Raw genomic sequence first — 23,202 nt, 5'->3', positions numbered from 1 at the left:
CTGGGGATTGAACAAGTAAGAGAGCGCCACGAGCCGGCTCTTTTCCATATAGAGGAACTGACCCAACCCCAAGGACATTCTACCTCCAGATCACATGAACGCTACAAAAGCGAAGAGCGGCTACAGTGGGAAAAAGAATACGACTGTATCCTGCAAATGGAAAAATGGATCACCGCAGAAGGTATCGCGTCAAAGGAAGAGATTAGTGACATTCGCAAGCAAGCAAAAAAAACAGCCAAGGCAGGTCGAGATGCCGCTTGGAAAGCGTTCAATGTACCTGCTCGAAATTACACGAGTCAGTTACAAAACTGGTACCAACAATTGCCTGCAGACGATGCGACTATCCAAGCTCTCCAGCAAGGTTTACAACTTCATACACATCCCCAGGTACATGAAGTATGCAGTAACGCAAGGCGCTTGACATTCCACCTCCGCAGAACGAACCACCCGCTCTATACTGAAATAAAGGCTTGGCTTGATTCTATTGAAAAAAACTATCATCACAAGTACAGCCAACATTTGCACAGTGAGGGCAATGATTCTGCACTCCGAGTGCCGGCTATTAGTCCCCGATTCTCTCCCGACAGCCCTTCGCGCAATGGCTACCAAATCCTGAATGCTTTTTTTGATTACGCCCTGGAGAAATATCCTGAACTATACGCCTTTGGAGAAGACGTAGGCCATATTGGTGGTGTTAACCAAAGCTTCTCAAAACTACAAGAAAAATATGGCCAGGAACGTGTCTTCGATACTGGCATCCGAGAGTGGACCATTATGGGCCAAGCTATCGGAATGGCCATGCGGGGGCTGCGTCCAATTGCAGAAATACAGTACCTCGACTACCTCCTCTATGGCCTTGAGCCCTTATCTGACGACCTCGCTACCCTAAGGTGGCGTAGCAACGGAATACAAAAAGCACCTGCCATCATTCGTACGCGAGGGCATCGCCTTGAAGGGATATGGCACTCTGGCTCACCAATGGGTATGATCATCAATGCCTTGCGTGGCATGTACGTATGTACCCCCCGTAGCATGGTTCAGGCAGCAGGCATGTACAACACCTTATTACAGAGTGGCGAACCCGGCCTCGTTATTGAGTGCCTCAATGGATACCGCCGCAAAGAACGTATGCCTGAGAACATAGGAGAGTACACCGTCCCCTTAGGCGTACCGGAAACACTGCTGGAAGGCGACGACCTTACCCTACTCACCTACGGTAGTTGTGTTCGGCTGGCAGTGGAAGCCTGTGAATTATTAGCAAAAGATGGGATTCGCGCCGAACTGGTAGACATCCAAACATTACTGCCTTTTGATCTGGAACACCGTATCATTGCCAGCCTCAAAAAAACCAACCGCCTTCTTATTGTAGACGAAGATGTACCTGGTGGTGCTTCTGCTTATATCCTACAGAAAATTGTAGAAGAACAAAATGGTTACCGCTATCTGGATGCCGCTCCGCAAACACTTTCTGCTAAAGCTCATCGCCCAGCCTACGGCTCCGACGGTGATTACTTTAGCAAACCTGGTGTAGAAGACATCTACGAGGCAGCATTCGCTATAATGGAAGAAGCTGAGCCGGATCGATTTTAATGAATGTGAGGTTTACGTAAGTCCTTTAATTATTTAGTGGGCTGCATCAAACCTCACGGTACAAGGTATAACGTCAAACTTAAGCAGCTCCTCCTTTTCAGTCGAGTCATCACTTCGGGGTTGCCCTATTACCAAGTCCCCCCTATGGTGAGATTTACCTTAATACCATTGGCAAAATCGCCCACTAGCAAGGTAAGACAGACACTACTTCCTTGGCCTCATCAAGCCTTCCTGGGCTACACTAGCTACCAGCTCCCCCGACTGGGAGAAAACCTGGCCACGAGTAAAACCACGTGCACCCGAAGCCGATGGACTATCCAGCGCATACAATAACCATTCGTCTATCCTAAACGGGCGGTGAAACCACATCGAATGATCGAGGCTAGCCAGCGTCAGGCTACGAAAATCGGCAGCAAAGCCATGAGGGAGTAAAGCCGTCGTCAACAAATTATAATCAGTCGCATAAGCCAATACCAAATCGTGCAAACGACGGTCTTCCGGCATCTCTCCCTTAGCTTTCATCCAGACATGGCGAACAGGGTCATACTTTTCCTGTACCATCGGATTAATGAATTCCACCTGGCGAAAATCCAGCGGACGTTCAATATCCAGCATCTTTTTCAGGTTAGGCGGAATCATATCGCCAAACTGTTTGGCAAGGCCTTCCCAACTGGGCAGGTCTTCCGGAGCCGACACTCTCGGTTTTTCCATCTGGTGTTCATACCCATCCTGGCTTAATTGAAAGGACGCTGAGAGGTGAAAAATTGCGGCTCCGTGCTGTATCGCTTTCACCCTGCGGGTAGTAAAGCTCCCCCCATCACGAATGCGTTCTACCTCGAACACAATAGGTACTTCAAGGTCACCCGGAAGCAGAAAATAACTATGCAGAGAATGAACAAAACGGTCATCTGGTACCGTCTGCATTGCAGCGCTTAGCGCTTGGGCCATTACCTGGCCACCAAAAACCCGTTCGCTGCCCACACTCTTGCTCTGTCCGCGGAAAAGATTAACTTCCAGTTGCTCCATCCGGAGCAGTTCGATCAATTGACTTACCTCTTTCATTTTGCGAAGATAAAAGCAAAAATCGCATTATCGAAAAGATTCGATAATGCGATTTTTTATCCTGTTTAGCATTGCTTACCTATTCAACGTTGGTTCTACCAATGTTAGGCGTCAGGTTGTACCTACGCCTAACGCCTACCTACCGCAACTTAGCATAATGCACCAACTTCCCATCCTGGCGAAAACCTTTCTCGTCCGCCAAGTCGGCCTGTAAGCCATCAACGAAGGCCACTAGATGAGCTGGCTTCAGCTCTTTATCGTTGCCAAGGGTAAGTGCATCCGTAGCGTAGCTACTCAATACAGCTGCAAACTGGCGGTTTAGTAATGCGGGATGACCGAAGACATCTGCCCCCAAAATCTGATTACCACTCACCGCTACAAAACCTACAATGGTTTCGTTCTCTGTTAGCTTATCGCCAAAGAAGCGTTCGTAACTGGTACGGTCATTCACAAATTCCTCGTTGCTTTCCAAATCAGCATAAGCCTGTGTGCCTGCATCAAGGCTGTAGCGCGTACGAATATCCGCTACCTGATCCCATACAGCCTGCTGGTTGCCCGTAGCTACCGAACGGCGTACTTCGCTAGAAGCTACATTGTAATAGCCACGGAAGGCAAAAATCTTTTTATCTCCTTCATTCAGCGCCTTGTCGCCTTCGTAGGTCCAGCGACCGTGTTCAACACAAAAAACCGGCATATCCTGAATACTGCGGGCAGCAATAACGGCATCTTCAGCGATCACGCGATCCTGATTACCGCCTTGCACTACTTCACCCGCCATCAAAAAGATAGGATCTTCGGTTTTGTTTTGCACCGTCAGCGTATTGACCGCACCGGCATCTGTAAAGCGACCGTATGGCTTCTTTTCCGAAACCCGGAAACGTTCGTTTTCCAGAGCTTCGCTTAAAACCTTATATTGCGCCACCGATTGTTGTTCATCCAGATAAGCCTCACTGGCGACAATGGGCAGAAGGCGTAAATTGTCTTTTTCCCACTGCGGATTATCCGACAACTGAACTTCCACCGGGGAATCGTTCGTCAACTCCTCTTGCGAAACAGTATTGTTATCACAAGCGACGAAAAAGAATAGCAAAGAAAAGAGTGTTAAGAAGCGCATAAGCTGTTATTTTGAAATACTAACGTTCTATTAAGCTTTTTCGTTTCGGCCCACTGGCTTTTTTTCGGCCTAGGGAAAACACGAAATATATCCAGCGGACTATACCATTCCGCAACAGATATAAACATACAAGATACATAAAAGCATGCGTAAAGGCAAGACTGTTACTCCCCCACTTCCGGCACCGCCCTCTTCTCGTTACCGCTTCTTTTGTTGGGCCGTAGCCTTTTTAGCGGTGGCCCAACTACTGGTGGGTTTAGACTACATCAATATTTGGCCATCTGCCGAGGCAGAGCTTATCTGGTCGGGGGTACAAACCGCACCTGCCACTACCTGGGTAAGTGCTTTTATGAGCACCATCCCTGCTGAGTCGCCCTACTGGCTGCTGGCTTACAGAGTACCTAGCTTAATATTTTATCTTCTCGGCATTGCACTATTTTTCCTCTGGGGCAAAGCCCTATTTGGTAACCGCTCGGTAGAACTCACCTTACTTGTAGGGGCGGCCTCCCTCCTACTGCCTGTATTGGCCAAAACGGCCAGCCTCGACATCTGGCGCTTTGGCCTGGAGCTGGGATTTTGGCTATCGTTACTGCATTTCACAAAGACACCCACCCGCAAGTGGTTGGTACGCAGTAGCATCCTCGGAGCATTGGCCATCCTGGTGGGCTGCTGGGCCAGTCTCGTCTTGTTTGTTATCTGGCAGGTCGCTTATTTTCGCATCCTGGTGGCCGAAAACGAGGGCCTTAAAAAGCAGATAGGCAAGCCTTTTGTCATCATCTACCTTGTTTTTGGTTTATCGCTCCTCTTGAATTGGGCACTGGGTTATCATGGCTCTTTAGGGGATTATTTCTACTTCAACTTTCTAAACCTGGGCCACCTCAAATTCTTCTTCTACGCCTTATTGGGTATCGCCCCATTCATTGGCTTTACACTGGCCGCACTCCGCGATCTTTTCTACAAAGTAAAAAGAGGAGAAGAACTCTCTCAGCTACTGCTCATTGGTCTGCTGGGTAGCTTTCTTACGCTTTCGCTTGTATTTCCTTTTCTGTTGATTTTCCTCACAGCCAAGCAACTCGAAAACTACTTCAAAGTACCCAATTACCCCTGGCAAGACTGGGTAAAAGCCGGGCAGGTACTACATATTATCCTCGTCTTTTTCCTCGTAGCACTTACCCTCCTTGGTGGCTTCATCCAGTTCCAAAACGATGGCTTCCGGGCCGTACTGGGTTGCTCCGCGGCCTATTGGATGTTTAGTTTTGTGGGCGTCATTGGGCTCTATGGCAACCGCCGCGACTATGTCCTGGGCGGCATGACACTAGCTGGCTTGATAGCCTTACTCTTTTTCTGGATCCAAGTCTACCCCTTCATCCACCTGCAACGCAACTGGCCACAACGGCTACAAACACAAATCGAGAAAACACTCCCTGGCACTAAAGAAATCGGCCTCAACGAGAGTGATCCGCTCACCTTACCTCTAGCACCATACTTCCAACGCGCCGGATACCAACTGCGCAATACGACCGAGGTTGCTCCCAATAGTGAATCATTGACCATCCGTAAATTAGAACCCAACGACAGCATCAGTGAACCAAGGATAGAGATCAGTGGCTGGCCCTGGCTATGGAGCGAAGAACGCTGGGGTGGATTTTAAACTTATTGGGCCCTGCCTCCTTCCCTAACGGTCATTGGCACCAGGCTGTTTGTCCCTGCGGTCCGTCCATCCCTGGTCCTCCTCGTCCCTGCGGCGAGCTTCGGGCTAAAGCCCTGCGCGATCAATATCAATTTGGTAAAACACTGCTAGTCAAGCCTAAAACGACCTCGGATGAGGTCGAACATTAAATCCTACAGTAAAGGTGCTCCGATCAAATGACATCACTCCCCTCCCAGCAGCAGTACATCTCCTTGGAGCGCAACTTGTTCCCCATTGACCAGCTCCACTACTGCCGACCAAACATAGATACCCGCAGTGGCTAGCTTACCGCTCCGAGTGCCATCCCAACCTTCTTTGGCAATATCCGGCGCGAAGTTGGCATTCGAGAACACCAGCCCACCCCAGCGATCAAAGACCTGAAGCTGTACGACCTGTTCGATACTACGACGATCACTGAAGAAATAAAAATGGTCATTGACCCCATCCAGGTTGGGACTGAAAGCATTGGGTGTAAATAGTTTATACCCGGTTTCCGCCGCCATCGTCCAGGACGCAATGCCTGGGCAGCCATTTTCGTCTGTGATTGTAACTTGATAAACCGTGGGGCTATCAACCGTAATCAATTGCGTCGTTCCTCCATTGGACCACTGGTATTCAGCATAAGTTTCCAGAACACGCAAGTTCACTTCTTCACCAACATAAATTGATGTTGGCCCCTGTATCCGTGGTAGCGGTAGCGGATACTCCTGCACCGTTAGCTCGTCCGCATAACTACAACCTGTTGCATTTGTCAAGGTAAGACCAAAAGTACCCGAGGCCTTCACCTGTAACAAGGGGACCGTATCCCCCGTCGACCACAGGTAAGCATCAGCCATTCGGTCAGGTTGCAAATCCAGGCTATCTCCAGCACAAAGGTCTTCCGAACCAAGAATACTAAAAACCGGCAATGGATTTACCACTACCTCTGCTGTAGCAAACTCAATGCAACCTTCCACATCCGTAATCGTGGCGGTATACTGGATCGTCCCACTAAAAGAAGCTGGAATAGTTGCCTGAGTCGTACTGGCTCCAGGATTCGACAAAAAGGCTGTCCCCCCATTAGTTCCCGTCCACTGGTAAACGGGGCCGTTGGCATTAGGAGTAGCTACCGACAGGGTGAGTACTTGCTCTTCACCATTACAAAATTCATAATTGGTTTCGTTAATTGTGGTGCCAAAACTAGGGCACAAGTAGGTACAACTTCCGTCATCTACACTGGCTGCTGGATCGTAGTTGTCGGCAATGGGGTCCGTACATCCGCAAATTACTGGATTAGGGAAGAGAAAAGTAATATTGGAAGCCTCCCCAAAATCTGAACCTGCATGATCTGAAATACATAGTACTGCCGATATTTCCTCACCAGGGGCAAAAGTATCCCACAAGTCCATAAAGGAGTTAATACCTGGTGTACCAAGGCCACAGCCATCGTCTGCTGTGACTCCATAGTCTCCTCCGTTTGGACTCATCCCTGATTCGGGATCGGTACTACCTGCATCAGAAAAGGTATAGGTTGCAGGATTGGCCTGCGTCCCTAAATCGCCACTGTCGCCACAGGGGCAGCCACCATCACAACTTTCCAATACGCCGGGGCGCTGTACGATATTAAGGTAATTACCATTGGCCAAAATCCAAATACCTAGATCCCCTTGCCAGGTATGCCAAATATCCATCGAAATACCCGAAGGCAGGCCTGTTTCCATCGGATCAAAAGTAAGTGTGACACAATAGGCATTAGTCACATCACCATCCACAGGAATGCTTACATCTGGCAAGGAAATAGTAGGATTTGTACATTGCCCCCAAAGGGATGAAGGGGAGCAAAGGAATATCAAAGAAATAAAGGTAGCGACTGCTAAAGAAGTCAAGCCCATCTGGGCAGAAGGTTTTACATTAGGCATAGGGGTAGAGATTTTGCGCGAAACAGCTTCTAAAATAAGCCTATTTCAGGATAAAATCAAGGTGCTCCAACAAACTAATCCACCACAAAAAAATTCCTTTTTATCCTTTTGAACCAAAAAAGAGATTATAAGGAAATATAAGGTAGAGAACTGGACTAGTTGAATTCACAAATCTATCCCGACAACTAACATGAGTCATCCCGAATTTTGGCTAAGGCCAAAATCCAGTCTGACTTTAACTTAGAAAGAGTCATTAAATAGCTGAAAAGATTGATTTATCTGACTTTTGTAGAAAACCCCATGATTTCACTAATAGAAATCATGGGGTTTCTTCTTTAACTATAGGTTTTGCGGTTGGTCAGCACGGATTTTGATGACAATCAAAATTCGGGATGACTCATGTTTAAGATCAGTATATCTAATTGAATGCGTAGGCCGGAGGCCGGAGCGCGGTGCCAGGATGGCACAAGGACAAATGGATGGAAATGGAATAGGGTACTGTAGCGATGCATCGCTACAGTACCCTATATTAATGGACAGCCTGGTGCCGTAGTGGTGTTTGCACAGCAACGCCACTACCGGCATGGCCCCAAAACAGCTAAAACTTAATACTTCAGTCCTGCCAAATCAATGACAAAGCCTCGAATTTTGTAGCGACTAGCCAAGCTGGCCTGATAATGCTGTGCCGTTTTTTGATCGTCAAAAGGCCCAAGAATAACCTTGTAGCTGCTCTTGCCTCCTTCTCCTGGTTCAATACTAATCAGGATATTATCAAACCACTGAGCTTGTAGATCGGCTACCCGCTGCATAACATTTTCGTAACTGGTAAAAGAGGCAACCTGCACCCCAAAACCCGTTTGAGCATCCGGCTTTTCCAGAACAATACGGTAAAGGCCGTAGGGGTTGTAATCTTTTCCTACTGGCGAAAAACGATCTTTCGAAGCATTTACCGTTGGTGTCGTTGTTGTAGGCTTAGCTGCTGTCGGAGTTGCTTGTTTAGCAGTAGTCTCTACTCGGCTTTCTGTTACCTTCTCTGGCGTAGGTGCAGGAGTGGTAGCGACAGGCTTGGGTTCCGCAGCCGGTGCAGTTGTAATTCTTTCCGGCGCAGGCTCTTCGTAAGAACGTGGCGTCTCTACTGGCGTCGATCTTGCCTGAGTTTCTTCTTCAGCAGGGCTACTGCTGCCACTGCCAACTTTTTCGACTTTTACCTCTACTGATCCCATTCCTACAATGCCCAACACTTCGGCAGCACGACGAGAAAGGTCAACAACGCGGCCCTTGATAAATGGCCCTTTGTCGATAACTTTTACTCGTACAGATTTTTTGTTGTCGAGGCGGGTGACTTTTAGAATGGTGCCGTAAGGAAAGCGTTTATGCGCACAAGTCAATTCGTCTTTATTGTAAGTATCGCCGTAGGCTGTAGAGCGCCCTTCGAAATCATCAGAATAGTAAGACGCCAGGCCGTACTCTTCCTCTTGAGCAAAAGTCATGCTGCTCAGCAGTGTTAGACAAATAAAAAGGCTAAAGGATAGGTATTTCATATTGATGTGGAATTTTGATTTGGCCAATATCGGTCATTTTTTTAATCATTTATAGCCAAAAGGTACTCGTTCTTGAGTAACGTCTTCGCACAGAGAACTATTTCGGGGGTTAATTTGTATTTTTGCAGCACAATGTTTAAACAGCGTAACAGCACAAGAATAACGAATGAGTAAGCACGGAAAGGTACTGGTAGCAATGAGTGGAGGTATTGACTCTACAGTTACTGCTATGTTACTCCACGAGGAAGGTTATGAAGTGGTGGGGATTACGATGAAAACCTGGGATTACGCCAATAGTGGTGGCTCGAAGAAAGAAACGGGTTGCTGTAGCTTGGACAGCATCAATGATGCGCGCGAAGTAGCCGTAATGATGGGTTTCCACCATTTTATCGTCGATATTCGGGAAGAATTCGGCGATTATGTGATCGACAATTTTGTAGACGAATACCTGGCAGGGCGTACCCCCAATCCCTGTGTTCTCTGCAACACCCATATCAAATGGAACTCGCTACTGAAGCGGGCTGATGCACTGGACTGTGAGTTTATAGCTACGGGGCATTATGCCAAAATCAAACACGAGAACGAACGCTACTTTATCCAAAAAAGCGCCGATCTAAATAAAGACCAATCTTATGTATTGTGGGGCTTGAGCCAGGAATGTATGGCTCGAAGCCGCTTTCCTCTGGGAGGAATGACCAAACCGGAAGTACGCCAATTGGCCGCAGATCTTGGTTATGAGGAATTGAGCAAAAAAGCGGAAAGCTTCGAGATTTGCTTTGTCCCTGATAATGACTACCGGGGGTTCCTGAAACGCCGAGTTCCTGAGCTTGAAGGCCAAGTAGCCGGTGGTAATTTCGTTACGACCAGTGGTGAAATCATAGGTAAGCACCAAGGCTATCCGTTTTACACCATTGGGCAACGTAAAGGACTAGGTATGGCTTTCGGGCAACCTATGTTTGTGACAGAAATCAAACCGGACACCAATACCGTTGTACTAGGCACCTCTGATGAACTCATCCGTAATGGTATGAATGTCGGACAAGTGAATAACCACAAATATGCGACCATCCCCAGTGACTTGGAGCTGGTGACAAAAATTCGTTACAAAGACCCTGGAGCACTCAGTACTATGGTACAAACAGGTGATCATGTTGCAGTGAATTTTATGGCTAACGTTAAAGGTGTTGCGCCTGGACAATCAGCTGTTTTCTATGAAGGCGATGATGTTGTGGGTGGAGGTATCATTTATGGTGGGCACAAATTTGGAGAAAACTAATTCCACCTAAGCATGAAAGGAGCCAATATTTTTTTTACTGGTCTGCTTTTCCTCACTACAATTTTCTTACTCACCTGCGAAGGTGAAACAGCCGAACCCCGTATAGATAAGGGGTATGATTATTTCCCTTTGGAAGTAGGTATGGAGTGGAACTACTTGATGGACAGCATTGTGTTGCGCCCTCAGGTGGGAGGTATCCTATTTGATTCCGCACGTCTGGATGTCAGGGAAACCCTTGTAGATACCTTACGCGATTTAGAAGGACAGCTTTGGTATCGTGGCGAACGCTATGATCGTCGTGTAGACAGTTCCTCTTGGCGTTTCCGCCAAACCTTCTTGCTCCGACGCGACGACCTACGCGCCTATCGGCAGGAAGACAACCTCGAGTTTGTAAAGATGGTTTTCCCCCTACGTGCTGATCAGAACTGGGATGGGCACGTTGCTTTTGACCCTTTTCGGGAAATCGAAGTGGCTGGACAACCCATCCAGATTTATGTTGATTGGAATTACCGCTACCTCAGTTTTGAACAACCAGGAACGGTGATGGACAAGACCTACGACTTACTTACGTTGGTTGAAGGCGCTGATTATGAAAACCTGCTCAACCGGCGTCTGGCTATTGAAGGCTATGCTAAAAACATAGGGCTGGTGTACAGAGAACTAGAGGTATTTGAAACCCAATGTCAGCTTTGCTGCAATGGTGACACCGGAGCCTGTCTCGATCTACCTTGGCGAGAAAAAGCAGAAGGTGGTTTTATTATCAAACAATGGCTCGTACAATGATAAAAGGCGAAATGACTAAGGTAGGCCGCATGGGTCGCCCTCACGGCCTTCGTGGAGAAATGAAAGTCAGTATTGAGGATGTCTACTTTCAAGATGTTATCCAGCAAGATAGCCTACTCATTGCTGTAGGCAGCCAGTATGTTCCTCATTTTGTAGAAGCTTGGCGCAGTGGAGGGAATCTGGTAAAGCTGGAAGAAATTGATGATAAAGAATCCGCCCAGATGCTACAGCAAAGGGATATCTATCTTCCTCAAAATCTCCTTACTGTCTCTGTCGAAGATATTCCAGCAGACAATCCCTTTGAGCAATATGTCGATTATACCATTGTTGACATCACTAACGGGATAATTGGCAAAATCAAAGAAATCATCGACCTGCCAGAGCATTATTTGGCGGAAGTGAACTACAAAGGCAAAGAGATCATGATCCCGCTACATGCCGATCTTATTGAGCAAGTAAATAAAAAAGAACAGGTACTGTTCATGGCCCTGCCAGAAGGACTGCTTGAGCTTTAGCGTACCAAACTTATAGCCTCTCTCACGAGTTACACGCCGGCTTTACCCAATTTCATCATGAAATAAGTCTCGAAGGCCGTAAAAACAAAATAGACCAAAAAGAAAGGGATCACGAAGAACTTATCGGTAGGCTCTGCTAGTTGTAAGTAAGCATATACAATCATAATGGCCAACATCATTTTGCCCATGGTAAATACCATGATCGTATTTGTGAATGTATTTTTATTGGCACTATTAGCCGCACTACGGCCTATCAAGAACATCACAATCGACAGAAAGACAAACCCGCCAAGGCTGATCCAGCCCAACAATTGATAAGGAGCTAACTTGGGCACCTGAAACAAGCCTAGCAACGCCGCAACAGTGATTAATATAACACCTCCCAATTGCAGAAAAAATGTTTTGTTGGTCATAATGATTTGTAATAAAACACATCCCGAACCCTGAGTATTTACTCAAAATTCGGGATGAAGGATTAAATTTACACCATCTATTACAGTAAGTCTTTAAGCGTACTGTACAGCGCTGCAAAAATAGAAAGTAAGGCCAGCGTCACTGTCAGGAAGGGGGATGTTTGAAAGTATTCATCCAGCTTTTGGCCAGCAAAAACTCCTAAGAGAATAATGATACCCATTTGCATCGCCATCCCCGAGTACTTCATATAATTTTGTACCCGCTTCCTGCCTTGATCGTTCTGATCTGGTTCTTTATCCGGCAACTTTCTCTGTTTTTTCAGTAGCAGCCTTTTTTGCACTGCCTGCTATACTATTTTTCCCACCTGATGCCATAGTCAGGTTACCATCAATGGTGCCTCCTGGCTGTACAATTAATTTGCCACAGGTGATATCACCATCTACGGCTGCTGTTTCCCTGATATTAAGTAGTTCCTTAACCGTCATCGTTCCATCAAATCGGCCTTCGACAACAGCATTCTCGCACCGAATCTCACCATCCACTTTACCTGTAGGTCCGATGATTACTTTCGCATCACAGAAGAGTTTACCTTTGATTACTCCATCCACTCGGATATCACTATTGGCATTGACTGTTCCTTCAATTTTTGTGCCTTCAACAATACTGTTCAATGAGTGTCCGCCAGAAGGCGACGGAGAAGGGGATGACTTACTACTCATTTCTTTTTTTCCGCTGTTATTAAACATTCGTTTTAGTTTTTGAGCAGACTACCAGATTGTAGTCTGTACACGGTTTATACGTCGGGGATTAGTTTTCTAAATGGATGCTAAGGTAGCACCTATTCGCTAATATACCGAATCCGATAATATCCAGCGAACATATTACAATAAAAAATATCCAAAGCGATCCGTTAGATCACTTTGGATATTAGTCCGTAGGCATTTGTGTTGTTCCTTAGAAAGAAGGACAGTAAACGCCACGACGAGCGGGCCCACAAATTTTGTACTGCATTGCTAATTCGAAGCTACCATTGTAGTTAGAAGCAGCTTTCAATGGTGAAACATTGATATCATAGCTAAACCCAAGGGTAAAGGCATCGAAATCGAAGCGAGTAGACAAAATCACAGCATCGTTTAAGACACCAGAGTTGATCTTGTTGGAAACACGTGTCCAAAGACCAAACTGCCAAGATTGTGTTCCAGCCTGACGGCCAGTACCCAAAAGGAATTTGAAACTGGTACCTGCGTTGACCTGGAAGGAAGGTCCCTGGCTCATCACAATTACACCGGGAACCAGACCGAAACGGTTAGACACCAGGAACTCACCACCAGCGTGCGCAGTAAAGCGGCTGTACAGCAAATCCTGATCCTGGCTGCTGAACGATTGATCAGCGCGGTTAAGGTGATGGAAAGAACCACCCATATAAAGGTTATTGTTCTTGTCGAAGGTCATAAACCATAGCAAGCCAGCTGCCAAATCTCCAAAAAGGAATTCGTCGCGGTCAAAGCTGGTTTCACCAGGGTCAAGGTTAGGATTGAAGCCACCTTCGCCGTCGTGCTGAAGTCCCCAACGCAAGTTGAGAAAATCAAGACTACGCTGAGCAACACCGGCCTCAGCACCTACAACGAGGTAGTGACCATAGTTACGTGAGCCTCCCATTTTCTTGGAGTAAGAAGCAGAAAGTTTACCCGTAAGGGTTGCAAAATCAGCTTCACCGGCACGGTCTCCCCAAAAGGTACCACCAATACCGAAATAATCATTACGGCCAACAGGAATACGTTGATCGTAAGAAACAGAGTAAGTCCGGAAGGCATTGGAGCGTAATACGCTAGCCCACTGGTTACGATAGTTCGCGACAAGGCGAACGTTACAGTTCATTACACCTGTCATCGCTGGGTTCAAATTCAGCGGTGAAAGATAAAACTGTGAAAAATGGATATCCTGGCCTCGTGCTGAAAGCATGAATGTCATCAGGATAGTGAACAGTGCTAATTGTCTAAGTCTTTTCATAGGAGCCGGAGGTTTGTTCCGCGACAGATTTTCCAAAGAATTACAATGATACGTAAAAGAGCCTGAAAGCCCGAAATAGATTCTGTTAAAAATAAAATTTTACCCTATCGGCGACAATTGCTAATAGTACAAAATTTATGAGGTGTAGTAGTGTGAATCCTTAATAAGTGCAGAAGGGCATTTTCGCATCCGCTGTTGCTGTATAGATACGAACAAAGCCTTAAACGCTGCTTTATTCAAGAATATTATCCAGCAACTTTTTTTCTCAAAAACGGTACCACTATAAATAATGGCATAGTTTAGCTTAGTTGTTATCAGCAAAGTTAAATAAAATAATGTAAGTATTGTGCAAAAAAGTTGAGCCTCAACCTGGCTACGCCGAGCAGAGGCTCAATTCATTTTTATGCTGCTTCAAGCTTCCCAGCATAATTTCATGGGTTCCGTTTCTTACAATGGTCGCTCCATTTCGTACTGATCAATGATATGCTCCCACCCTAAGGTATTCATCGCTGTGAGCAATTTCGTGGTTTGGTCATCGATATTCACCCAAGTTAGTTGGGCGTAAGCGTTTTCCAGTGCTCCCAAGAGTGTTTCCCACGCTGGCCCTTCAGTATGAACGCCGGCCTGAGCAACTCTCCCTACCTTATGAACAATCGCATAAGCTAAGGGAGCCTCGTTTACCATTCCCCATTCATAAAAAGTATAATCAGCGATAAGTCCTTCTACACCGGCACGGGTATAATCCCAGGCACTCGTAAACGCCCTTAACGAGTTGTAACGTTCCCAATTGGGCACCGCCACTTTCCGTAGGAGAGAAGGCTTTGTAGTAGCGGAACTATCGGTATTTTTCTTAAACGCCCTGAGCTTACGGCCTATTTGAAAACCTACGCCTTGGTACGCCTTGATTGCTCGTTCGTTCTCAGTAATCACTTCCAGGCTAGCTCTTTGGCACCCTGATTGCTGCCACAAAGGAATAGCAAAATCATACATCTGCCGCACCATCCCCTGTCGTCTAAAAGCTTTGATTACACCTGTCCCCGCATTATATGCTGTTGGCAAACCTCCTTGCTCGCCAATCCCCGTAAGCATGAAAGCGACCAGCGTCCCCTTGTTTAATATTCCTACAGATAAGGCAAGATCAATCCTTGCTCTTTTTATTCGCTCCATCATTCCTTCTTCTGTAAAATTGATGGGAACGTAATACCCGGTAAAGGCATCATTAAATGTTTGAGTCAATACCGCGATAGGCATATCGCCAAGCGTAATCAATTGTTGTTCTTTCAAGTCTTTATTCTTTTGAAGGTGGTGCTTAATTAGTCTACAATTCAACACAATAAGCTCAAATACTGTTCCGTTAATTAATACTACCGCTCAAAATATACTCTTCTGGCCGCGTTTCAATCAATAAACTCACCAACGCAGGCTTACTCAAGCTACTCACAAAATTTTTGATTTTTTCAAAAAAAAGATAGATGCAACACTTTCTACGGTTCTTGCTGTGTCTGGTTGGCTTGAGTTTAGTGACGAGTTTTACGCAAGCAGAAACCAGACATATTCACCTCATCAAGGTTTTTGATAACGAAAACCACGACTACATTATTAGAGAAGGCTGCCGCAGTATTGGCTTTGGTATCGACCAGGAAGTTCACCTTCTGGCGGCCAACCTGGGAATCCTTAGTGTGATTGAATACGATCTAAGTGGACCGAACTTCACACTTAAACGCCTTGACGAGGTACTCAATTATGAAATGTCTTACCAAGAGCGGGACATTGTCATTTTCGCTTATGTTGGTCATGGTTTCCGTGACCCTAGTACTGCCAGCCCTTACCCGAATCTCTATTTCCGCTCTTATCAAGAGTCTGTTAATTTCGGAGATATTATGGAGCGTATTCAGGAAAAAAATCCGTCCTTACTCCTTAATATCGTTGTTGCATGCAATGTGACAATTACGGACCAGAGTGTACCACCTCCTTATCAGTCCATTAACACACCACCAGAAGTGGTTTCGTTGCCAAAGGCAGGACGATTTGGCACCATCTACCAAGGGCTTTTTGCAGATGAACCCGGTGTTACTAAAACGGTCAATCTTTTTAGTGCCGAGCAAGAGAACTATACTTTCATTTCTAACGATGGTGGAATTTTCTTTAACGAAATTCTCTATACCTTACAGGAGGTACTTGGGGGTGCGCCGTACAACAGCTGGGCAGAAATTTGTACAACAATTGCCAACCGTACGATCTCTCGGTCTGAGCGTAAAGGTATGCAACAAAAGCCATTGTGTGAATACAGTGTCCGCCTGAGCCCGGTTACCATCCCAGCCAATAGGTCGCGAAGTCTTTTTGAGCCCTCAGCCTGCGAATTAGCAGCGCGGGACCTCAGGAAAAGCCAGAGAGACCAACTGCGCAACCTCCGTCGACAGCACCGAGAAGGTATGCGTTCGGCCAGAAGCGGTAATCAAAGCAGAGCTGATCGGCGCTTACTAGCACAAGAGCAACGCGTACAATACGAGAATCGTAAATTGCGCCATGAAAAAGAATATCAGCGGCATTTGCAACAATGTCAATAAATCAATACTTGTCAATGAGAACCACGATCATCATTCTACTCAGTTTTTTGGCTATCAGTCTTTGGGCACAGCCAGAAACATTGGAAACAGCAGTCAATACACCACCACCAGCCGCAACGGTCACTGATGGCGTAAACTTGCCTCCCGTAAACACAGATTTCGTCCCTACGAAATCATCACAAGAAGTGTGGCTCTCCTTGGGCGTACTCGTTTTTGGGATGATTATCGTATTGGCGCAAGCCTGGATTATCAACAGCAGAAAAGAGCCCCTAAGCCAATCGCTGAAATACCTCAGTGTAACCCTGATTATTGTTGGTTCTCTTTTCTTGGTAACAGCTGGTTATGGCAATAGTCAGATTGCACCTATTATTGGTTTGCTAGGTACCGTCGCAGGTTATTTGTTAGGGCGTACCCAGTCGCCAGCAGAAGCAGCAAGTGGAAAGTAAGCTGGTGGAAGGGTGTAAGGGTGATGACTAAATATAGAAAAGCATCCCGCACCAAAAGTGGGAAGTGGGAGATCGGAAGTCGGAAGTAACTAAACACACGTAAAAAATAGGAGTAGATACTTCTCCTTGATTTACAGCGTATGAAGTTGATGCTAACGGATACCAAACATTTCTGACTTCCCACTTCCGATCTCCCACTTCAAAACTCCGACTTTGAAAAATGAAACACAGGAAAAAGAAATGAAACTTAGGATCGCGCTTATTTGTGGGTTGATGGCTATTGGGCTGTGGGGATGGGGACAAGTGGAGCATCAACCTCAGCGTATTCACTATTTTCCAGATAATGGCAGAAACTACTCCATTCTTGATCCTGGGCAGGAATTACTACAACGAAACCTAATGATCAGCAACCAAGCAGGGGGCTATGGGGTATCCTTTGCTTTGAGTTTTGATAAAAGCAGCTGGAATGGTTTCGCGCTGGGGCCTCGCTATTCTTCTATCTTTAGTTTGGATGGAGAAGAAGGTTGTTACATCCGTATTCGTACACAGTTTGGGCAAACGCCAGACAGCATCACCGAAATTGTCTATTTCCTGATTCGAGGAAAATGCTACTCCGTTTACTGGAATACGACATTGAAGCGGTGGGATTTGGTAGAGAATGCTTGCCGGGCAAATTAGTGTTAAAACACCAACTGCACCACGGTCCCTTCACCTCCCACTGATTGTACCTCAATTGTTCCTTTATGGGCACGAATGATCTGTCGAGAGAGGCTTAATCCTATCCCAGAACCATCTGCTTTGGTGGTAAAGAAGGGTACAAAAATTTGTTCTAATTGCTCCGATGGAATCCCTGGCCCATTATCAGCTACCTGGATAATAATTTGCCCTTGTTTATTGCGGTTGGCGTGCAGATGAATTGCCGGATCAACAATTGGTTTTTCCGCGCTACCTATAGCATCTAAAGCGTTTTTCGTAAGATTGATAATCACCTGCTCTAGCAAATGAGGATCTGCCTGTAAGTTGAGATCAGAGGGATAGCGATGCAAATGAAAGGCCACCCCCTGCTGCTGTGCTTGTGTTTGGAAGAGCGCTAATACCTGTTCCAGAAGTTCATTGGCCGAGACTTCCTGAAAATTTGGCGGAGGAACCCGTGTTAAGCTGCGATAGGTTTCCGTAAAAGCAAGTAGCCCTTCTCCCCGGCGTTGGATCACTTGTACAGATTGGCGAACATCCTGTAAGGTTTGGGCATCCGGAACAGGTTCGTCAGAAAGCATAGCATCAATAGTTCCGCTTAGGGAAGTGATCGGTGCTACGGAATTCATAATCTCGTGGGTTAGGATTCGGATCAACTTTTGCCAAGCTACCAGTTCCTGCTCCTCTAGTTCGTTTTGAATATTTTTAATACTCACCAAAAATAGTCGTTCTTCTTGCAAGCGCAGTTCGCTGGTGAGTACAGCTAACTGCAACAGGCGGTTGTCTACCTTTATTTTCACCAAGTCACGCTTCCCTTCACGGCTTTCACGGATAGCTTCCAGTAGTTGTGGGTCCACCTGTTCCAGGCCATCGACGTGGAGTAAAAAAGACTTGTGCAGCATCCTTTGGAGGGCTTTATTCATCAGTCGAATTTCGCCCGCTTCATTATAACACAGCAGTCCTATTTCAATCTGCTCCACAATCGTTTGTAGGAATTGATGATTAGCCTCTTTGTCTGCCCTGACTTCCTGAAACTTCCGATTGATCAAGTTAAAAGCTTCGTACAATTCGCCGAATGATTTGCCTCGATGCTCTGCTGTAGATGTAGCTGTAAAATCATTGTACTTGATAGACGTAAGAAAGCCCACCAAGTCGCGGTTGGTTTGATCAACAAAATACATGATGCTCAACAAGCACCCCAGTGCCAAAAGGCCGCTGAGTACTGCCAACAGCTGATTTTCCGGCCAGGAACTCAGCATTCCCGCCAAACCAAGACCTAGCAACAAAACCCTAATCACCAAATTAGTACGAAAACGATAGAGCATAGCGCCGATTTAAGGGTTAAAGGCGGATATCCTGCTTAATATTACCATCCTCCAGTTCGATAATGCGGCTGCCATATTGGGCATTTTTTTCACTGTGAGTGACCTGGATAATGGTCATGCCCTCTTCGTTCAGCTCCTTGAAAAGGTCCATAATCCTTTCTCCTTGTTTCGTATGTAGGTTACCGGTAGGTTCGTCGGCAAGTAACAAGCGTGGCTTGTGAACAATTGCACGCGCGACACCTACCAATTGTTGCTGCCCGCCGGAAAGCTGCTCAGGAAACAAGTCTTTCTTTCCTACGATCTGGAAGTTATCCAGCATGTCTGCGACGATGCTTTTCCTTTCTTTGGACTTGACTTGCCGGTACAGCAACGGCGTCTCAATATTTTCGTAAACCGTCAGGTCATCGATAAGGTGATAGGCCTGAAAAACGAAGCCCATGTATTGTTTGTGTAGCTCATTGCGGCTGCGTTCATTTAGCTTATGAACAGGTTCGCCTAAAAAGTGATAGTCACCTCCACTCGCACCATCCAACATTCCAAGAATATTGAGAAGGGTAGTCTTTCCTGCCCCACTAGGCCCCATGATGGTTACAAACTCTCCTTCTTCGATGGTCAAATTGATTTGGTTGAGTAACCATACTTTTTGTAAGCCATTGCGAATGGATTTCTCCAAATTGGTGAGTTGTATCATTTTAATTTCTTTATGTCAGGTTACAATATAAGTCTCTCTCCTCCAAATTTCGAAACACTCTTAGTAGTATAAGAGCATCCTTATTTAGAACACTTGAAAAAGACAAGACTTATGCCAAACATCTAAATCACTAACTATCAAACACATAACTCCCCAACCAGGGCCTTTCACCTGTTCAACTGTGGACAAAGGTGTACGATAACGAACGGTCTAATCAACCAAAAGGAACGACCTCAGGGGTGAATCCCTTGCTCTCTAGAAACTTCTTCAGTGCATGCCCGGTGCCTGTTGGCCAGGTCTTCACTTGCTCAAAAGGAATAATCTTCACTTCATCAATTTCCGGGTCATTGAGTTCAACTTCACCATCTGCATAAATGTGATAAGCGATAAGGAGTTGATTTCGTTTTTTAAACATATAATGTCCTAAGAATCCTCTAATTTCACCATCTAAACCAACTTCTTCCTTCACTTCTCGCAAGACAGCCTCTTCCGGGTCTTCATGCTTTTCCAGAAAACCGGTTACCAACGCAAATACCTTCGGAGGCCATTGGGAGTTATGTGCCAAAAGCACATTCCCATCTTTATACTCAATCACCGCTGCTACTACTGGCGTAGGGTTTTCATAATAAACGAAATTACAGCTTATTTCTAAACAAGCGGTATACCCTTCTGCGCTCATCCCTAAAGTACCTTTACAGGTGGGGCAATGATTATATTCCATAAAGTCGTTTTACAGCTCTTCTAAATTGTCCTCAAAGTATAACATTTGTGGATATTAAACTGGGCTTTTTTCACCACTATAGACACAGCGATTTACAATACCCAAAAACGAAGCCTAAACCATTTCTATCTGACTATGTGGTTAAACCAAGCGCTTTCGGTAGACACAGCGATCCTTAAAGAAGGATTACACTGTACGATAATGAACAACCTTTTCCTATTCCGAACACTTCCGCACCTCCCCATCTAACTATAAAAAGCTACTAATCAGACACTTAACAAAATGGCATAAGCCTTGCAGTTTTATAACACAGACGAAACTACCTGACTATGTTTTTACAATACCTAAAATTAGCATTAAGAAATTTCCGGTCTCGCCCAGGTTATTCCTTCATTCACCTTGCGGGGCTGGCTACTGGTATGGCAGCTTGTTTGTTGCTGTTACAATACGTCAGTTTTGAACTAAGCTTTGATCGTTTTCATAGTCAGGCCGACCAAATTTACCGTGTGGTTAACGAGCGTTTCCAAAACGGAGAAAGCGTTCAACGCGGCACGATCACCTATCCGACTATCGGCCCTACCTTACTTAAAGAGTATCCCGAAGTTACCAATGCTACTCGGTTTTTCTACGGCGGCGGCGAGTGGGTCAACCCCAACCAAGAAGACAGTTACCGCCTTGATCGTTGCTATTATACGGATGCTCAGTTTTTAGAAATTTTCGATTTCAAACGCTTGGCTGCTGCCAATGACAGTCTGCTAGCTAAATCCAGAGAAGTTGTACTTACCGCAAAATATGCCCGCGACTGGTACGGCATCAAAGATGGTGATTACAACCAAGTGCTTGGTAAAGAAATTGTTGTTGATGGCGCCCCCTTCCCCTTTAAAGTAGTGGGCGTTTTGGATGACATCCCCACCAATTCTCATCTACAGATTGATATCCTGGTGTCTTATGCCACTATCATCGAAGCTTTTGGTGAAAACGCGGATAACAGCTGGACCTGGTCTGATTTTTACCATTATGTAGCATTAGCTCCCGGAACAGATGTACTTGCTTTTGAGAAAAAATTAGAAGGCTTCTCAGAGCGCTATTTCCGAGGTAACGAAGTTTCGGGCAGTAAGGAGGTTTTCACTTTACAGCCTCTGCTTGATGCTCACCTAAAATCCAATGATTTGGAGTACGAAATGGGTAAAACCGCTAACGGAAAATCCATTTGGGCTTTATTAATCATTGCCTTTTTCATTCTGCTTATCGCCTGGATCAACTATGCCAACTTAACAGCCTCTCGGGCATTGGAACGCGCGCAGGAAGTAGGCTTACGTAAAGTCGTTGGTGCCAGTAATAGGCAACTCATCAATCAATTCTTTACAGAAGCTTTATTAGCCAACCTTATAAGTTTTGGCTTAGCCGTAGGTCTGGTTTTATTGATTCAACCTATCGCTCACCAAAAACTACAAATAGACCTCGGCGAACTGGCCAATACCAATATTTTGGCCCAACACCCTCGCTTGTGGGGTACGGCGGCCAGCTTGTGCCTACTTGGGTTAATACTCTCCACCTTTTATCCCTCCTGGATTTTGAGTAATCAAAAAATGGCATCGGTGCTCAAAGGCAGCTTTACCGGACAAGGGCGTGGACGTACATTACGCCAAGGCTTGATTGTTTTCCAATTTGCGACTTCTATTGGCCTTATAGCAGGTACGCTCTTGGTTTACCGCCAGATCAATTTCCTGCAAAAGAAAGACTTGGGGGTAAATATCGACCAAATGATGCTAGTACAAGCCCCTGAATTATCCCGATGGGACAGTACATTCATTAATCGCATGGATGTATTCAAAGAACAGCTCACCCAACTCAACGGCATACAAGCAGCTTGTACCGCCAGCCGGGCACCGGGCGAAGGCATTGGCCGAGTTTTCGGACTCATCCTGCCCGCTGCTGCCGATGATCGCAATCATACTTTCGGCTTTGTTCAAGCAGACCACAGTTACACTAAAACCTATGGTTTAGAGATTCTTGCCGGGCGTAGCTTGCGCCCTGAAGACCATAGCCCCAACATTGACGAAATCAACTCTTTGTTGATCAACGAAGAAGGCGTCAAGACACTAGGTTTTGAAGCCCCCGAAAAGGCGATCGGGCAAATCGTCAACACTTACGGAAAAGACTGGACCATTGTAGGAGTTATTCCTGACTTCCACCAATTGTCGCTCCATCATCCAATATCGCCCCTGCTTATCCAGCCTTTTTATGGTACAGGTCATCCTATTGCTATTCGGTTTTCAGGCAGTAGTATAGCTGCTACGTTACCACAGGTAGAGGCTTTGTATGATCAACATTTTCCGGGAAACACCTTCCAGTACAATTTCCTAGATGAGCGATTTGCTCAACAGTATGCCAGTGATCGGCAATTTGGACAAATACTGCTCTTCTTTACTTTGTTAACCATTATGGTGGCCTGTCTGGGCTTGGTTGGACTAGCTGCTTACGCAGCGCAGTTGAGAACCAAAGAAATCAGTATTCGAAAGATTCTGGGAGCAGGCACCAGCCAATTGGTCCTATTACTCAGCGGAGGATTCATGAAATTGATCCTGATTGCAGTTCTGATTGGTCTGCCCTTGGCATGGTGGGGCGTGCAACAGTGGATGACCAACTATGCCTACCGGGTAGATTTTTCCTGGTGGCAGTTGCCTCTGGCAGCAGTTCTTGGCTTAGGACTCGCATTTCTTACCGTCAGCTACTATGCTTTACGTGCTGCGTGGGTGAATCCGGCAGAGCAGTTGCGTGGGGAGTAAATAATTCGAAGCAGTAGAAGGTCTAAACTGTTCCTCTATTCTCTATTCTGTTATTTTTGACCAATCGCATGGTATAG

At 45.9% G+C, this 23,202-nt stretch carries 21 protein-coding genes; 9 read left to right on the top strand and 12 right to left on the bottom strand.

The features are described from left to right. A partial coding sequence (locus ACRBG0_RS17095) for a transketolase C-terminal domain-containing protein (RefSeq protein ID WP_431488080.1) occupies positions 1-1,590 on the top strand: 1,590 nt, incomplete at its 5' end. Between the two features lie 204 nt (positions 1,591-1,794). Here the strand turns inward: ACRBG0_RS17095 and tesB are convergent. Beyond that, positions 1,795-2,652, bottom strand: a complete 858-nt coding sequence (gene tesB / locus ACRBG0_RS17090) for an acyl-CoA thioesterase II (protein ID WP_431488079.1) — start codon at positions 2,650-2,652, stop codon at positions 1,795-1,797. A 139-nt stretch (positions 2,653-2,791) separates the two neighbouring features. Further along, positions 2,792-3,766, bottom strand: coding sequence for an ARPP-1 family domain-containing protein (locus tag ACRBG0_RS17085; protein ID WP_431488078.1), 975 nt, complete (start codon positions 3,764-3,766; stop codon positions 2,792-2,794). 145 nt (positions 3,767-3,911) lie between these two features. On the opposite strand from ACRBG0_RS17085, the gene ACRBG0_RS17080 reads away from it, so the two are divergent. Next, entirely contained in the window at positions 3,912-5,417 is a 1,506-nt protein-coding gene (locus ACRBG0_RS17080; RefSeq protein WP_431488077.1) for an ArnT family glycosyltransferase, read from the top strand. A gap of 221 nt (positions 5,418-5,638) precedes the next feature. Here the strand turns inward: ACRBG0_RS17080 and ACRBG0_RS17075 are convergent, their stop codons facing one another. Both ACRBG0_RS17075 and ACRBG0_RS17070 read right to left on the bottom strand, forming a co-directional pair. Further along, entirely contained in the window at positions 5,639-7,354 is a 1,716-nt protein-coding gene (locus ACRBG0_RS17075; protein ID WP_431488076.1) for a gliding motility-associated C-terminal domain-containing protein, read from the bottom strand. A gap of 605 nt (positions 7,355-7,959) precedes the next feature. Continuing rightward, positions 7,960-8,895 carry a septal ring lytic transglycosylase RlpA family protein gene (locus tag ACRBG0_RS17070; RefSeq protein ID WP_431488075.1) on the bottom strand — a complete coding sequence of 312 codons (936 nt, stop codon included), beginning with the start codon at positions 8,893-8,895 and terminating at the stop codon, positions 7,960-7,962. A gap of 166 nt (positions 8,896-9,061) precedes the next feature. On the opposite strand from ACRBG0_RS17070, the gene mnmA reads away from it, so the two are divergent. From mnmA to rimM, 3 genes are read left to right on the top strand one after another with little or no spacing between them, the layout of a single operon-like run. After that, a complete protein-coding gene (gene mnmA / locus ACRBG0_RS17065) occupies positions 9,062-10,171 on the top strand; it encodes a tRNA 2-thiouridine(34) synthase MnmA (RefSeq protein ID WP_431488074.1) in 1,110 nt (369 codons plus the stop codon). A gap of 12 nt (positions 10,172-10,183) precedes the next feature. Next, positions 10,184-10,954 carry a hypothetical protein gene (locus ACRBG0_RS17060; protein WP_431488073.1) on the top strand — a complete coding sequence of 257 codons (771 nt, stop codon included), beginning with the start codon at positions 10,184-10,186 and terminating at the stop codon, positions 10,952-10,954. Next, on the top strand, positions 10,939-11,469 hold the full coding sequence (gene rimM / locus ACRBG0_RS17055) for a ribosome maturation factor RimM (RefSeq protein ID WP_431488072.1): 531 nt from the start codon (positions 10,939-10,941) through the stop codon (positions 11,467-11,469). The genes ACRBG0_RS17060 and rimM overlap by 16 nt, the downstream gene beginning before the upstream one ends. Positions 11,470-11,498: 29 nt before the next feature. Here the strand turns inward: rimM and ACRBG0_RS17050 are convergent, their stop codons facing one another. The 5 genes from ACRBG0_RS17050 to ACRBG0_RS17030 all read right to left on the bottom strand — a co-directional run bounded on the left by ACRBG0_RS17050 (position 11,499) and on the right by ACRBG0_RS17030 (position 15,177). Further along, on the bottom strand, positions 11,499-11,882 hold the full coding sequence (locus ACRBG0_RS17050) for a hypothetical protein (protein ID WP_431488071.1): 384 nt from the start codon (positions 11,880-11,882) through the stop codon (positions 11,499-11,501). 80 nt (positions 11,883-11,962) lie between these two features. Next, positions 11,963-12,187 (bottom strand): AtpZ/AtpI family protein, encoded by a 225-nt coding sequence (locus ACRBG0_RS17045; RefSeq protein ID WP_020535130.1) that lies wholly within the window; start codon positions 12,185-12,187, stop codon positions 11,963-11,965. Further along, positions 12,177-12,629 carry a bactofilin family protein gene (locus ACRBG0_RS17040; protein WP_431488070.1) on the bottom strand — a complete coding sequence of 151 codons (453 nt, stop codon included), beginning with the start codon at positions 12,627-12,629 and terminating at the stop codon, positions 12,177-12,179. Before ACRBG0_RS17040 ends, ACRBG0_RS17045 begins: the two co-directional genes overlap by 11 nt. A 208-nt stretch (positions 12,630-12,837) precedes the next feature. Beyond that, positions 12,838-13,893, bottom strand: a complete 1,056-nt coding sequence (locus ACRBG0_RS17035; protein ID WP_431488069.1) for a PorP/SprF family type IX secretion system membrane protein — start codon at positions 13,891-13,893, stop codon at positions 12,838-12,840. Positions 13,894-14,340: 447 nt separating this feature from the next. Further along, the gene (locus ACRBG0_RS17030; RefSeq protein ID WP_431488068.1) at positions 14,341-15,177 is read right to left on the bottom strand and encodes a GNAT family N-acetyltransferase; all 837 of its coding nucleotides are present in this window, start codon (positions 15,175-15,177) and stop codon (positions 14,341-14,343) included. A 188-nt stretch (positions 15,178-15,365) separates the two neighbouring features. Here ACRBG0_RS17030 and ACRBG0_RS17025 point away from each other — a divergent pair, with 188 nt between their 5' ends. The 3 genes from ACRBG0_RS17025 (at position 15,366) to ACRBG0_RS17015 (ending at position 17,584) form a co-directional block, all read left to right on the top strand. Next, a complete protein-coding gene (locus ACRBG0_RS17025) occupies positions 15,366-16,460 on the top strand; it encodes a hypothetical protein (protein ID WP_431488067.1) in 1,095 nt (364 codons plus the stop codon). Positions 16,461-16,474: 14 nt separating this feature from the next. Continuing rightward, complete coding sequence (locus tag ACRBG0_RS17020) at positions 16,475-16,906, top strand: hypothetical protein (RefSeq protein ID WP_431488066.1); 432 nt, start codon at positions 16,475-16,477, stop codon at positions 16,904-16,906. Between the two features lie 213 nt (positions 16,907-17,119). Further along, positions 17,120-17,584, top strand: coding sequence for a hypothetical protein (locus ACRBG0_RS17015; RefSeq protein WP_431488065.1), 465 nt, complete (start codon positions 17,120-17,122; stop codon positions 17,582-17,584). 2 nt (positions 17,585-17,586) lie between these two features. Here the strand turns inward: ACRBG0_RS17015 and ACRBG0_RS17010 are convergent, their stop codons facing one another. The 3 genes from ACRBG0_RS17010 to ACRBG0_RS17000 form a co-directional block, all read right to left on the bottom strand. Further along, a complete protein-coding gene (locus ACRBG0_RS17010) occupies positions 17,587-18,924 on the bottom strand; it encodes a sensor histidine kinase (RefSeq protein ID WP_431488064.1) in 1,338 nt (445 codons plus the stop codon). A gap of 16 nt (positions 18,925-18,940) precedes the next feature. Continuing rightward, a complete protein-coding gene (locus ACRBG0_RS17005; protein ID WP_431488063.1) occupies positions 18,941-19,615 on the bottom strand; it encodes an ABC transporter ATP-binding protein in 675 nt (224 codons plus the stop codon). 214 nt (positions 19,616-19,829) lie between these two features. Next, positions 19,830-20,336, bottom strand: a complete 507-nt coding sequence (locus ACRBG0_RS17000; protein ID WP_431488062.1) for an NUDIX domain-containing protein — start codon at positions 20,334-20,336, stop codon at positions 19,830-19,832. A gap of 329 nt (positions 20,337-20,665) precedes the next feature. Between ACRBG0_RS17000 and ACRBG0_RS16995 the strand changes: the two genes are divergently transcribed. Next, positions 20,666-23,125, top strand: a complete 2,460-nt coding sequence (locus ACRBG0_RS16995) for an ABC transporter permease (RefSeq protein ID WP_431488061.1) — start codon at positions 20,666-20,668, stop codon at positions 23,123-23,125. Positions 23,126-23,202 lie beyond the last annotated feature (77 nt).

The organism is Lewinella sp. (assembly GCF_050633125.1).
GTDB lineage: Bacteria > Bacteroidota > Bacteroidia > Chitinophagales > Saprospiraceae > Lewinella.
The sequence above is the reverse complement of the archived record's forward strand: the minus strand, read 5'-3'. Positions and strand labels throughout refer to the sequence as shown.